The 13,044-nt window shown below is 65.0% G+C and carries 13 protein-coding genes; 10 read left to right on the forward strand and 3 right to left on the reverse strand.

The genetic code is table 11. The features are described 5' to 3' along the window. The 3 genes from VGD20_RS10530 to VGD20_RS10540 form a co-directional block, all read left to right on the forward strand. The coding region (locus VGD20_RS10530) for an alpha/beta hydrolase (RefSeq protein WP_331134399.1) at positions 1–866 on the forward strand (866 nt) is incomplete at its 5' end. Continuing rightward, positions 863–1,213, forward strand: a complete 351-nt coding sequence (locus VGD20_RS10535; RefSeq protein WP_331134400.1) for a DMT family protein — start codon at positions 863–865, stop codon at positions 1,211–1,213. The genes VGD20_RS10530 and VGD20_RS10535, both read left to right, overlap by 4 nt. A gap of 17 nt (positions 1,214–1,230) precedes the next feature. After that, on the forward strand, positions 1,231–2,418 hold the full coding sequence (locus VGD20_RS10540; protein ID WP_331134401.1) for a carboxynorspermidine decarboxylase: 1,188 nt from the start codon (positions 1,231–1,233) through the stop codon (positions 2,416–2,418). On the opposite strand, the gene VGD20_RS10545 is transcribed toward VGD20_RS10540, so the two are convergent. Then, complete coding sequence (locus tag VGD20_RS10545; protein ID WP_331134402.1) at positions 2,399–4,057, reverse strand: FAD-dependent oxidoreductase; 1,659 nt, start codon at positions 4,055–4,057, stop codon at positions 2,399–2,401. The genes VGD20_RS10540 and VGD20_RS10545 overlap by 20 nt on opposite strands. A 254-nt stretch (positions 4,058–4,311) precedes the next feature. Here VGD20_RS10545 and VGD20_RS10550 point away from each other — a divergent pair, with 254 nt between their 5' ends. Beyond that, positions 4,312–5,505, forward strand: a complete 1,194-nt coding sequence (locus VGD20_RS10550; RefSeq protein ID WP_331134403.1) for a type III PLP-dependent enzyme — start codon at positions 4,312–4,314, stop codon at positions 5,503–5,505. Between the two features lie 79 nt (positions 5,506–5,584). On the opposite strand, the gene VGD20_RS10555 is transcribed toward VGD20_RS10550, so the two are convergent. Further along, a complete protein-coding gene (locus VGD20_RS10555) occupies positions 5,585–6,475 on the reverse strand; it encodes a PhzF family phenazine biosynthesis protein (protein ID WP_331134404.1) in 891 nt (296 codons plus the stop codon). 65 nt (positions 6,476–6,540) lie between these two features. On the opposite strand from VGD20_RS10555, the gene VGD20_RS10560 reads away from it, so the two are divergent. The 6 genes from VGD20_RS10560 (at position 6,541) to VGD20_RS10585 (ending at position 11,935) form a co-directional block, all read left to right on the forward strand. Continuing rightward, positions 6,541–6,840 carry a hypothetical protein gene (locus VGD20_RS10560; RefSeq protein WP_331134405.1) on the forward strand — a complete coding sequence of 100 codons (300 nt, stop codon included), beginning with the start codon at positions 6,541–6,543 and terminating at the stop codon, positions 6,838–6,840. Positions 6,841–7,171: 331 nt separating this feature from the next. Continuing rightward, complete coding sequence (locus VGD20_RS10565; RefSeq protein ID WP_331134406.1) at positions 7,172–8,308, forward strand: helix-turn-helix transcriptional regulator; 1,137 nt, start codon at positions 7,172–7,174, stop codon at positions 8,306–8,308. A 101-nt stretch (positions 8,309–8,409) separates the two neighbouring features. Next, on the forward strand, positions 8,410–9,735 hold the full coding sequence (locus VGD20_RS10570) for an MFS transporter (RefSeq protein WP_331134407.1): 1,326 nt from the start codon (positions 8,410–8,412) through the stop codon (positions 9,733–9,735). A gap of 103 nt (positions 9,736–9,838) precedes the next feature. Next, on the forward strand, positions 9,839–10,990 hold the full coding sequence (locus VGD20_RS10575) for a CoA transferase (protein WP_331134408.1): 1,152 nt from the start codon (positions 9,839–9,841) through the stop codon (positions 10,988–10,990). A gap of 65 nt (positions 10,991–11,055) precedes the next feature. Further along, complete coding sequence (locus VGD20_RS10580) at positions 11,056–11,487, forward strand: MAPEG family protein (RefSeq protein ID WP_331134409.1); 432 nt, start codon at positions 11,056–11,058, stop codon at positions 11,485–11,487. 13 nt (positions 11,488–11,500) lie between these two features. Continuing rightward, on the forward strand, positions 11,501–11,935 hold the full coding sequence (locus VGD20_RS10585) for an MAPEG family protein (protein WP_331134410.1): 435 nt from the start codon (positions 11,501–11,503) through the stop codon (positions 11,933–11,935). 135 nt (positions 11,936–12,070) lie between these two features. Here VGD20_RS10585 and VGD20_RS10590 read toward each other — a convergent pair. Beyond that, positions 12,071–13,044: class I SAM-dependent RNA methyltransferase (locus VGD20_RS10590; protein WP_331134411.1), on the reverse strand; the 974-nt coding region annotated here is incomplete at its 5' end.

Below are 13,044 nucleotides of genomic sequence, written 5' to 3' on the forward strand. Positions count from 1 at the left end.
TTCATGGCGGCCCCGGCGCGGTCGAAATGCCGTTCGCATGGGCGTTCCAGCGGCCCTGGGAAGACGTCTTCACCGTCGTCCAGTACGATCAGCGCGGCGCCGGGCGGAGCTACCCGCTCAACGATCCCGCCACGCTCGCGCCGACGATGACGGTCGAGCGCTACCGCGACGACGCGATCGAACTGATCGGGCTGCTGCAAAAGCGCTATGGCAAGCGCAAGGTCGTGCTGATGGGGCACAGCTGGGGTTCGATCGTCGGCCTGTCGGTCGCGGTCGAACGCCCCGACCTGCTCCACGCCTATGTCGGCGTCGGTCAGGGCATCGATTTTCGCGAAGGCGAAAAGGCCGGCATGGCGTGGACGCGCGCCAAAGCGCTGGCGGCCGGGAACAGGGAGGCCGTCGCCGCGATCGACGCACTCGCCCCCTATCCTTCGGGCGAATTCACGATCGCCAAGGCCGACGGCTGGCGCAAATATGCGATCCCTTACGGTTCGCTGATCTACAGCAAGCCCGACCTCGAATATTATTTCCAGACGCCGCGCCTCTCGCCCGAATATAGCGAGGCCGACCGCCAAGCATGGGGGAAGGGTAGCGAGTTTTCGGTGACGACGCTCTGGCCGCGCCTCGCCGACGTCAGCTTCACGATGGTGAAGAAGATGGACGTGCCGATCGTCTTCCTGCTCGGACGGCACGACTATACTGTGCCTTCGCCTGTGGCGGCCCAGTGGTTCGGACAGGTTGAAGCACCCTCGAAGAAGCTCGTCTGGCTCGAACATTCGGCGCATATGCCGATGGTCGAGGAGCCGGGGCATTTCTTTGCCGCGCTGCTTCGCGACGTGCTGCCTTTGACGAAAGAAAAGAAATGACCGCCTATCTCGCGCCGATCGGGCTGCTGTTCGTGTCGAACATCTTCATGACCTTCGCCTGGTATGGGCAGCTCGGCGCGGTGTCACGGCCGGTCTGGCTCGCGGTGCTGATCGCGTGGGGAATCGCCTTCTTCGAATATTGCCTCGTCGTGCCCGCGAACCGCATCGGCTATGGCGTTTACACCGCCGCCGAACTCAAGACCTTGCAAGAAGTCATAACCCTGATCATATTCGCGGGGTTCGCGGTCTTCTGGCTCGGAGAGAAGCTGACCCTGAACCATCTCGTCGGCTTCGGTCTGATCGCGGCGGGGGCGTTCTTCATCTTCAAGGGACCGATTGCGGTCTGACAGGATTTTACAGCGACATGGAAACCCGTGCCGGCGACCCCGGAGCCTTTGCCCGCTTCGACCTGACCCGTGTCCCCTCCCCCGCCTTCGTCGTCGATGCCGCGAAAGTCCGCGCGAACCTCGCGCTGCTCCGCCATATCGGCGACGCGTCGGGTGCGCGGGTGCTTGCGGCGCTCAAGGCCTTCTCGATGTGGTCGCTGGGATCTACCGTCACCAGCTATCTCGACGGCGTCTGCGCCTCGGGCCTCTATGAAGCGAGGCTCGGCCGCAGCGAATATTGCGGCCCAAATCGCGACAAGGAAGTCGCGACCTATTGCGCCGGCTACAAGGAAGCCGACCTGCCCGAAATCGCGGCGCTATCCGATCATCTGATCTTCAACTCGCCGGGACAGATCACGCGCTTCCGCCCGCTGCTCGACGAACTGCGTGGGAAGGGCGGGAGCTTCGATATCGGGCTGCGCATCAACCCGATGCACAGCGAGGGCGAAGTGCCGAAATACGACCCCGCCGCGCCGTGCAGCCGCCTCGGCTTCCCGATCAGCCAGCTGCTGCCCGAGCATATGGAGGGCGTCGACGGCATCCATATGCACAGCCTGTGCGAACAGGATTTCCCGCCGCTCCAGCGCACCTGGAACGCGGTGCAGCCGATGCTGCGCCCGTTCTTCAACCAGCTCAAATGGATCAACTTCGGCGGCGGTCATCATGTGACACGCGCCGATTATCAGACGGGCGATCTGATTGCCTTCCTGAAACAGGTCCGCGCCGCAACCGACTGTGACGTGATGATCGAACCCGGCGAAGCGATCGCGCTCGACGCCGGCATCCTCGTCGGCGAGATACTCGACCTGTTCGACAACGGCATGCCGATCGGCATCACCGACATTTCGGCGACCTGCCATATGCCCGACGTCATCGAGGCGCCGTATCGCCCCGCGATGCTCGGCGAAGGCAGCGACGGCATGGCGACGCGCCTCGGCGGCCCGTCGTGCCTCGCGGGCGACGTGATCGGCGACTATCGCATGCCAGGCGGCGCGCGCATCGGCCAGCGTTTTGCGTTCCTCGACCAGGCGCATTATTCGATGGTCAAGACGAATACCTTCAACGGCGTGCCACTGCCGTCGATCTGGCTGTGGGACAGCGAAACCGACGAGCTGAAGCTGATCCGCGAATTCGGTTACGAGGATTTCAAGACGCGGCTGGGATAAGCTCCGCCAGCGCCTGATGGATGTCGCTGACCACTACCGACCCCTCGCCCACCGACGACGCGACGCGCTTCACCGACCCCTTGCGCACGTCGCCGACGGCATAGATGCGCGGCCAGCTCGTCTCGAAGCGGCTCGGCATGCGGTCGAGCGACCAGCCCGCCTTGACGAGCTCGAGCGGCGCGATGTCGGTCCCGGTCTTCACAAAACCGCGCTCGTCGCACACCATTTCCCTGGGCAGCCAGGTCGTGTTCGGGCTCGCGCCGAGGAAGAGGAACAGGAAGCCGCAATCGCAATGGCCCTCGTCGCCGGTCTCGCGGCAGCGATAGGTCAGGCCGGCGAGCCGGTCCTCGCCGTGCAGGCCGACGACGTCGGTCGACGGGATGATCTCGATATTCGGATGTTCTTCCAGCCGCTTGACCAGATATTCGGACATCGTCTCGCGCAGGCTCGACCGGCGAAATATGACATGGACCTTCTTCGCGACGCTCGCCAGATAGATCGCGCCCTGCCCCGCCGAATTGCCCGATCCGACGATCGTCACTTCGGCATTGCTGCATAGCTGCGCTTCCATCGGCGTCGCGCCATAATAGATGCCGCGACCTTCATAGGCCTCGATACCCTCGATCGGCAGGCTCTGGTATTTCGCCCCGCTCGCGACGACCACCGCGCGGCTACGCAGCTTGCGCCCGTCGGCGAGATGCAGGCAATAGGCATCGCCATCGCGGCCTATCGATGCCGCGCGGACCGGCGACACCAGCCGCGCCCCGAATTTCTGCGCCTGCACCGTCGCACGGCGCGCCAGTTCGTTCCCCGAAATTCCGGTCGGGAACCCGAGGTAATTCTCGATCTTCGACGAAGTTCCCGCCTGACCGCCGGGCGCAAGCGCGTCGAGCGCGATCACCGTCAGCCCTTCGGACGCCGCATAGACCGCCGCCGCCAGTCCGCCCGGGCCGCTGCCGACGACGAGGACATCGGCGGTCGCGCCATCGGGAAGCAGGTCGAGCCCCAGCCCCGCCGCGAGTTGCTCGGGCGTCGGCTGGATCAGCACTTCGGCCGCGCCAAGGATCGCCACCGGCAACTGATCTTCGGTCAACCCGCGCTCGGCAAGCAGGTGCGCGGCGACGGGTCCGTCGGCGGGATCGAACCAGCGATGCGCCACGCCATGCTTCATGAGCAGGTCGCGCAGCGCATAAACACTGCGATCCATTGCCGCGCCGATCACGATCGTCACGGCAAAGCCGCGATGCTTGCTGAACTCGCGCCGCGCCGACAGCACGCGAATGAAGATATCCGAATAATGGCTGTTGCCCGCGATCAGCCGCTGGAAATCGGCGTGCGCGATGCGCAGGATGTCGCCGTCGGCTCCCATCTCGACACGCGACAGGTGGCGCTGTCCCGTCAGCACCGACAGGTCGCCCGCGAACTGCCCATGCTCCATCCAGCCGACGCGCTTGCGCCCTTCGTCGGTCGAGGCGAAGATGTCGGTGTGCCCCGACAGGGTGACGATACAATCGGGTGCCATCGCGCCCTCTTCGACCAGCAGGTCGCCGGCCTTGTGCGATTCGACCGTGCCGAAGGCCCGCAGTTCGTCCAGTTCCGCGTCGGTGAAATTATGATTGACCTCGGCGCGAGAGACCATGGCGGGTAGATCCTTTCGGGGTTCGATGAATGTTCAACTCTAGCGCGGCAACGGGGCTTTGTCTCGCATTCGCGCGGTTTGGCGCACACCGGCCCCGGTTCGGCTTCACTATTACCGCACTGTTACAAAATTGCGCGATAGGGTCTTTACAGGGGGGACCCCCCTGCATATATCGCCCTCCGCTGCCCCAGGGGGACTTCCAATAACCGCAAGGCAGCCTTTGTGTTGAACGTTATTTTTGGGGGTCCCTTGAGTTGCACCAGCATCATAGCGCCCACGGGCTGATTCAGGCACTTTCGCCGATCGAACCTGTTACGCTTGTCCGCCCGCACGCCGCGCGGCGCGCAGCGCGTTTCTTCATCGAGCGATTTCCCGGCACGACCATGTATGCGGTCAAGGCGAATCCGTCGCCCGACCTGCTGCGCGTGCTGTGGGATTCGGGTGTCACGCATTACGACGTCGCCTCGATCGCCGAGGTCCGGCTCGTTGCGCGCACGCTTCCCGAAGCGACGCTCTGCTTCATGCATCCGGTGAAGGCCGAGGAAGCGATTTCCGAAGCTTACTGGAAGCATGGCGTGCGCACCTTCTCGCTCGACACGCTCGACGAACTCGAAAAGATCGTCCGTGCGACCGAAGGCGCGCAGGACCTGAACCTGCTCGTGCGCCTGCGCGTTTCGTCCGATCATTCGAAGCTCAGCCTCGCCGCCAAATTCGGCGCCGAGGCCGACGAAGTCGTCGAACTGCTGATGGCGACGCGCCAGGCGGCCGACGCGCTCGGCATCTGCTTCCATGTCGGCAGCCAGGCGATGACGCCGCACGCCTATGCGCAGGCGATGGAACGCGTCCGCGCGGCGATCGTCGCCGCGTCGGTCACGGTCGACATCATCGATGTCGGCGGCGGCTTTCCGTCCTCTTATCCGGGCATGGAGCCCCCGCCGCTCGACGCCTATTTCGAAACGATCCACCGCAGCTTCGAAAGCCTGCCGATCAGCTATTCGGCCGAACTGTGGTGCGAGCCGGGCCGCGCGCTGTCGGCCGAGTATAGCTCGCTGATCGTGCGCGTCGAAAAGCGCCGCGGCGAGGAGTTGTACATCAACGACGGTGCTTATGGCGCATTGTTCGACGCCGCCCATGTCGGCTGGCGCTTCCCCGTCACGCTACAGCGCGACGCCGAGAGCGAAGCCGAGATGGTGCCGTTCAGCTTCTATGGCCCGACGTGCGACGACCTCGACCATATGGCGGGCCCCTTCTTCCTGCCAGCGGATATCAAGGCGGGCGATTTCATCGAAATCGGCATGCTCGGCGCCTATGGCTGCGCGATGCGGACCAAGTTCAACGGCTTCGGCGCCGACGAGACCCATGTCGTCAGCGACGAGCCGATGGTCAGCCTCTATACCGGCGAAGTCGAACAGGAACGCCGCAGCGCGACGGTGACCAAGCTTTTCTGAACAGGGACGCTTCCAACGGACAAGCAAGGGGCTGGCGCAGCGATGCGACCAGCCCCTTCCTATTCATTATGCCGGACGCCTAGCCGCAGTCGATCTCGCCCCGCATTACCGGAACGCATGTCCCGCGCAGCGTGGCGCGAATGCCGTCGGGCGTCCGCCGTGCGATAACCTCAAGCAGGCTCGGCCGCCCCATTTCGACGCCCTGATGGATTTCGAACCGCGCCTCATCGGTGCCGGACTCCAGCGACAGGAGCAGTCCCGCAAGCGGCGCATTCGCGCTGCCGGTCGCCGGATCCTCCCATGTCCCCGCCAGCGGTGCAAACATGCGCGCGCGCAACGTGCGTCCCTCTTTGCAATAAACATGGACGGACAACCGCGTCCCGAATTGCGGGTGCGCCGCCAGCGCATCGCGGAACGCCGCCAGATCGGGGACGCAGCGCGCCAGGGCGGCCGCGCTCACTTCGGCGATGACATAGGGGTTGCCGACCGATGCGACGATCGGCGGATGCGAAGTCACGACAATATCCCCGGGCGCGAGCCCCAACATGCGTGCGACAACGCCGGGCGCCACCGTCTCGCCAACGCTCAGCGGCTGCGGCGCCGCGACCGTTGCGCCGACGGGCGCGCCCGCCGCATTCCGTTCAATCTCGATCTCGACGATCCCGGCAGGAATTTCGAATGTTGCGGTCGCGAGGTCGGGGTCGGCGGCGGCCAGTACATAGGCCGTCCCCACCATCGGGTGCCCGGCGAAGGCCATTTCCTCGCGGCGGTTGAAGATGCGGACGCGCGCCGTGTGCGCGGGATCGGCAGGCGGCAGGACAAAGGTCGTCTCGCTGAGGTTGAACTCGGCCGCCACCGCCTGCATCCTCGCGTCCGAAAGCCCCGACCCGCCGATCACGACCGCGAGCGGATTGCCGCCGAAGCGGGTCCGGGTGAAGACATCGACGGTCGAAAAGGGCAGCAAGGACATGGGGAAACTCCGTTGGATTCGCCATGACAGTTGACACATAGTTCGTCGATTGGCAAATTAACGATATGACGGATGCCGATCTGTTCCGCGCGCTTGGAAACGAGCGGCGCCTGCAAATCCTCGCCTGGCTCAAGGATCCCCGCGCGCATTTTCGCCCTCAAACGGACGGCGATCTGGTCGACGACGGCGTGTGCGGGCAATTGATCGCGGAAAAACTGGGCATCAACGCCTCCACTCTCAGCGAACATATGCGGATTCTGCTCGGCAGCGACCTGATCTTGGCCAAGCGCATCAAGCAATGGACATTCTACCGCCGCAACGAGGCGCGACTGCAAATGCTCGCCGCGGCGATCGGAACGATCTAGGCAAAAATTCCCGCGCTCCGGCCTGACCCCGTGGCTGCTCGTCCTGCCGCCGATCCCGCGGCCGCCAGCCCTTTCTTTTTCGGCGTTAAAAAAAGAAGCCCGCCGGGCCAAACCGACGGGCCTGATAGAACAGGATGGTCTTTGCGGACCATCCTGCCCTTGGGTCGCACCCGATGAATGAGCCATCCGGCGCGCCGTTTCGCTACCCATCCGGGTAGCAGCCCGAATTTTTTTACGCTTTTTCATGTCCGATATTGGTGTATCCCGGTTGCGGACTGCCGGAATGCGCCGCTTGTCGGGGATGTGCGTGTCGATTGATGTTCCGATCCTTGTGCCAGGTCACAATGAACCCGCCGAGTGGGAAACGCTCAATGCCCTGATCGGGCACATCTACGACTCCGTTCTCCAGCCCGAACGCTGGAATGAAACCCTCGCGCGGATCACCGGGGCCCTCTGCCCGTTGAGCTGGGAGGCAGCCTTCATCCTCTGGGAAAGCAGCAGCCCGCCGCGCGCGCGTTTCGTTGCGGCAACCGGGCTCGCCGCCGGGGTGCAGGAAATCTACACCGCGGTCTACGCCGGGAATCATCCGTGGTCGCGCAAGATGATGCGCTACGGCAATGGCAGCGTGGTCGACAGCTTCGATATCATCACGCGCGAGGAATTTGCGGAATCGGCCTTCTTCCAGAATTTCCTCGCACCATGGGGGATCGACCGGCTTGTCGGCGTCCTGCTCGACCGGCGCGGCGGCGAGCGGCTGGGGCTGATGCTGCCCGGCCCCGGCGACCGCGATGTCGAAACCCTCAAACGCGGCCTGCGCGTGCTCGCACCGCATATCCAGCGCGCGATGCGGATCAGCGATCGCGTTGCCAGCCTCGAGCTCGCGGCGGGTGCCGCGCGCGCCGCGGCCGATTTCGCGCCCTTCGCGATCTTCAGCCTCGACGATCAGCTCAACATCCTCGCCGCGAACAGCCGCGCCCCGCAGTATGAGAAGGCCGGCTTCATCCGCCTGACGCAGGACCGCTTCGCCTTTGCCCATCCCGCGACCCAGAAACGGCTGATCGATCTCGTCAGGGGACGCGCACCGGCGGGGCTCGCTTTCCAGGCAGTCGGCGCCTCGGGCGCCGAATGCCCCGTGCTCGTCGCGCGCATCTCGCCGCAGTCGGCGCAGCAGATTGGCGGGTTCAGCGCCGGGGCATCGCTGATCGTCACGCTCGGCAGCGCGCCGGGCGAAACCCCGGTGGTCGAGATCGACCGGGTTGCCCAATGGTTCGCGCTCACCCCGGCCGAAGCGCGGCTCGCCGTCGGGCTCGCCGGCGGGCAGACGCTCCAGGATTATGCAGCGCTCCGCGCGGTCAGTCTGAACGCCGTCCGCTTCCTCCTCAAGGGCATCTTCCGGAAGACCGGCGCCACCAGCCAGGCGCAACTGGTGGCGATGCTCGCACGCCTGCCTGCTTCCCGCGAACATTAGCGCCGCGCCTTCAGACTTTCCCGCGCTGGCCCACTATGCTAGCTCCCGCCCGGGCGGCATCGAAATGCGCGGTTGCGCGCGCCCTGAAGAATGCCGAGTTCATGCAGCCCTTTCACCATCTTCTCGCCAACAATCTGGCCGCCAACATCACCAATTTCACGGTGTGGTTCGCGCTCACCTTCTGGACCTTTCTCGAAACCCAATCGGTGTTCGCGACCGGAATGATCGCGGGCATCTATCTGGTCCTGACCGCGGCGCTCGGCATCTGGTTCGGCAGCCTCGTCGACCATCATCGCAAGCGGAACATGATGCTCGCCTCCAGCCTCGCGTCGCTGGCCATCTACGCCACGGCGCTCGGCGCCTACGCGCTTGCTCCCGACATCCATGCCGCGCGCGTCGCCAGCCCGGGCTTCTGGCTGTTCATCCTGCTGACGATGATCGGCGTCATCGTCGGGAATATCCGCATGATCGCGCTGCCCACGCTCGTCACCCTGCTCGTTCCCGAAGACCGGCGCGACAAGGCCAACGGGCTCGTCGGCATGGTCAGCGGCATCGGTTTTCTCACGACGTCGGCGATCAGCGGCTTCCTCGTCGCCGGCGGCGGGATGGTCGCGACGCTCGGTTTCGCGATCCTGCTCTCGGCACTCGCCGCGCTTCACCTGCTCTTCGTCCATATCGACGAACCGCGCGATACCGGCGAGCATGACGCGCCGCGGCGGATCGACCTTGCCGGGACCTTTCGCCTCGTCGTCGCGATCCCCGGGTTGTTTGCGCTGATCCTCTTCTCGGCATTCAACAACCTGCTCGGCGGCGTTTTCATGGCGCTGATGGACGCCTATGGCCTGTCGCTGATGAAGGTCGAGGCGTGGGGGCTGCTCTGGGCGGTCACCTCCAGCGCCTTCATCCTCAGCGGCGCATTGATCGCGCGCACCGGCCTTGGCGCCAATCCGGTGCGCACGCTGCTTCTCGTCAATCTGGTGACCTGGAGCGTCGCCGCCGTCTTCACCGTCCAGTCGTCGATCGTCTTGCTGACGATCGGCTGTTTCGTATGGATGTTCCTCGGCCCCTATGCCGAAGCGGCCGAACAGACGACATTGCAGAAGGTCGTGCCGTTCGAGCGGCAGGGCCGCGTCTTCGGCTTTGCCCAATCGGTCGAGCAGGCCGCCTCGCCGCTCACCGCCTTCCTCATCGCCCCGCTGACCCAGTTCGTCTTCGTTCCGTTCATGACCGACGGTGCGGGTGCCGGGGCGATCGGCGACTGGTACGGGCGGGGCCCCGAACGCGGCATGGCGCTGGTCTTCACGATCGCCGGCCTGCTCGGCGTCCTGCTGACGATCGCGGCGCTTTGTTCGCGGTCCTATCGCCGGATATCGGCGGCCTATGCCGCCGGAAACACGCGCGAAGAAAAGGCCGTTGCAACAGCCTGACACCGGCCGGCAATCGGCTCTTCCGTTTCACTTCGAAATCATTCTATCCTTCTCGCCGAGCCAAGGAGAAGGATGTCATGGTTGATATGGAACGGGTTTGCCCATGACGATGCTCGAGGGCATCCGGATCGTCGACCTGACGACGGTCATCTTCGGCCCCTATGCAACGCAGATGCTCGCCGACCTCGGCGCCGAGGTGATCAAGGTCGAAACGCCCGGCACGGGCGATATCTCGCGCTATCTGGGAAGCGGGATTCCCGATCCGACGATGGGGTCGATCCACCTCACCGTGAATCGCGGCAAACGCTCGATCGCGCTCGACCTCAAAAAGCCCGACGATGCGGCGGTGCTGCGCGACCTCATCGCCACCGCTGACGTCTTTTTCCACAATGTCCGCGGCAAGGCCATCGCGCGGCTCGGCTTCGACTACGCGGGTTGCAAGGCAATCAAGTCCGACATCATCTATGTCCATGGCACCGGCTTCGGGCAGGAAGGCCCCTACGCCGACCTTCAGGCCTATGACGATGTCATCCAGGCCGCGACGGGGACGACCAGCTTGCTCCCGCGCGTCGACGGCAACCCGGACCCGCGCTATTTTCCGTCGCTGATCGCCGACAAGATCGCAGGCCAGTTCGGCGCGCAGGCGATCCTCGCCGCGCTGATCCACAAGCTGCGCACCGGCGAGGGGCAGCAGGTCGAGGTACCGATGTTCGAATGCTTCGCCTCGTTCATGCTCGTCGAGCATCTGCGCGATGCGACACTCGACCCGCCGATCGGCCCGGCGGGCTATCCGCGCCAGCTCGATCCGACACGCCAGCCCTTCCCGACCAGCGACGGCTATCTGGCGATCGTGCCCTATACGCCCGAATCGACCGCCCGGCTGATGACCCTGCTCGGCAGCGCGGGCCTCACCGAAACGCCCGAATTCGAGGCCGCAAAGGCAAAAGGCCGGCATATGCCGATCGTCTACAGCGAAATCGCGCGCAAGACCCCGGCGAAGACCACCGCCGAATGGCTCGCGCTCTTTGCCGCCAACGATATTCCGGCGATGGCGGTCCGCGACCTGCAGGATATAAAGGAAGATCCCCATCTGGCGGCGACGGGCTTTTTCCGCCGCCGCGAGCATCCCGACGTCGGCGGCTTTCACGAGATGCAGCCGCCGGTCCGCTATAGCGCCGCGTCGTCCCGCGATCTTGGCTTTGCGCCGCGCGTCGATGCCGACGGGGCGGCGATCCGCAGCGAACTGGGCGATTGAACTTCGCCGGTTGCATTGTCCGCCCTGCGCCCTAGCATCGCCGCCAGACAATAAGGGGGAGCCATATGCCTGAAAGCCTGCTCGCGCCCGGTGCCGTTCTGGCGCTCTGGACGCTCGTTATGCTCACCTGGGCCGCCGTTACGCGTTTCCAGGCCTTTTCCAAAGCCGGTATCGATTTGAAAAGCGCGCCGCCGGGCGGTCGCGGCGTCGATCTGGAGGGCGTGCTGCCCCCGCTCACCAACTGGAAATCGCATAATTATACGCATCTCTGCGAACAGCCGACGCTCTTTTATGCCGTCATCGTCTTCCTGCAGTTGTCCGGCGGCGACACCGACCTGACGCGCGGGCTCGCGTGGGCCTATGTCGTGCTGCGCATCGTCCACAGCTTCTGGCAGTCGACGGTCAACCGCATCCCGGTGCGTTTTGCGATCTTTTTTCTGGCGACACTCTGCCTGCTCGCACTGTCGGCGCTGGCGGTGATCGCCACTTTGGGCTGAGGGGGAGAAAAACATGGATACGAACGATATTCTGGGACCGGTCGCGACACTCGCGCTCTGGTCGATGATCATGTGGGTGTGGATGTATGCGACGCGCATCCCTGCGATGAGCCGCGCAAAAATCGACGCTGTCGGAATGGTTGGCGGCACCGGCAAGGGACTCGACGACGTGCTGCCGCCCGAAGTCCAGTGGAAGGCCCACAATTACAACCATCTGATGGAGCAGCCGACGGTCTTTTATGCCGTCGCCATCGCACTCGCGATCGGCGGCATGGGCGGCGGGCTCAACGCGCAACTGGCCTGGGCCTATGTCGCGCTGCGCATCGTGCACAGCCTGGTTCAGGTCACGGTCAATCGCGTGATGTGGCGCTTCGGCGTCTTCGTGCTGGCGAGCCTCGCGCTGCTGGCACTGTGTGTCCACGCATTCATCGGGTTCGTGGTACACTAAAAGCCATCGCCCCCGGCGCAGGCGGGGGCCGCTGGCAACCTCACGCAAAGCCGATAGCGGCCCCCGCCTTCCGCCTCCGGCGGAAGTTTATCCTGAGCGCCGCCGCAGGCGGCGTCGAAGGGCGGGGGCAACGGTTTACCGCGAAAACCGCCCCGCCAGTTCCACATGGGTCGACCAGCGGAACTGGCCGACGGGTTGCACCCAATCGAGCGTGTAGCCGCCGTCGATCAGTATCTTCGCATCGCGCGCGAAGCTCGCGGGATTGCAACTGACATAGGCGACGACCGGCGCGGTCGATGCCGCGAGCTGCTTCACCTGCTCCTCTGCCCCGGCACGCGGCGGATCGAGAATGATTGCGCCGAAGCGGTTCAATTCGGCGGGAACCAGCGGACGACGGAACAGGTCGCGATGCTCGCCGGCGACTAGCGCACGCGCGCGGTTCGCCGCGCCCGTCAGTGCCGCAACCGCGTCGCGCGCACCTTCGGCGGCATAGAGTTTGCGCCCGGCCTGAACCGACAAGGCAAAGGTGCCGACGCCCGCGAACAGGTCAGCCACGGCGCCCGCATCGCCGATCGCGCGGCGCACCGCGTCGACCAGCGCGGCCTGCCCCGCCGCCGTCGGTTGAAGAAAGGCAAAGGGCGGCACTTCGACCGTCACATCGCCAAAGCGCATCGTCGGCGGTTCGGGCTGCCACAGGATTTCGAGCCCGTCGCCCTGATCGATCGCAAAGCGCGCGAGCTGGTGCGTGCCGGCGAAATCCTGCAACGCCATCGCGGCGTCGAGCCCTTCGGCCTTTACGCCCTCGAGGATCAGCTCGACGCCCTGGTCGAGCATCTGCATCTTGACCTTCACCGGGCGGCGCGGCGGCGCGATCATTACCAGCAGTTCGCGCACCGGCGCGATCAGCGCGAACAGCTCGGGCATCAACAGCGGGCACATCCGCATGTCGACAATCTGGTTGCTGTGCGCGGCGTTGAAACCCAGCGCGACCTGCCTGCCGGTCCGGAGCGCGGTCAGCGCGGCGCGGCGGCGGCTTTGCGGCGGCGACAGCAGCGCGGGCCGAACGTCGCCATAAGGCACCTCCTGCCCCATGAGCCCGCCAATCACGC

The sequence above is a fragment of the Sphingopyxis sp. genome (assembly GCF_036402335.1).
Classification (GTDB): Bacteria; Pseudomonadota; Alphaproteobacteria; order Sphingomonadales; family Sphingomonadaceae; genus Sphingopyxis.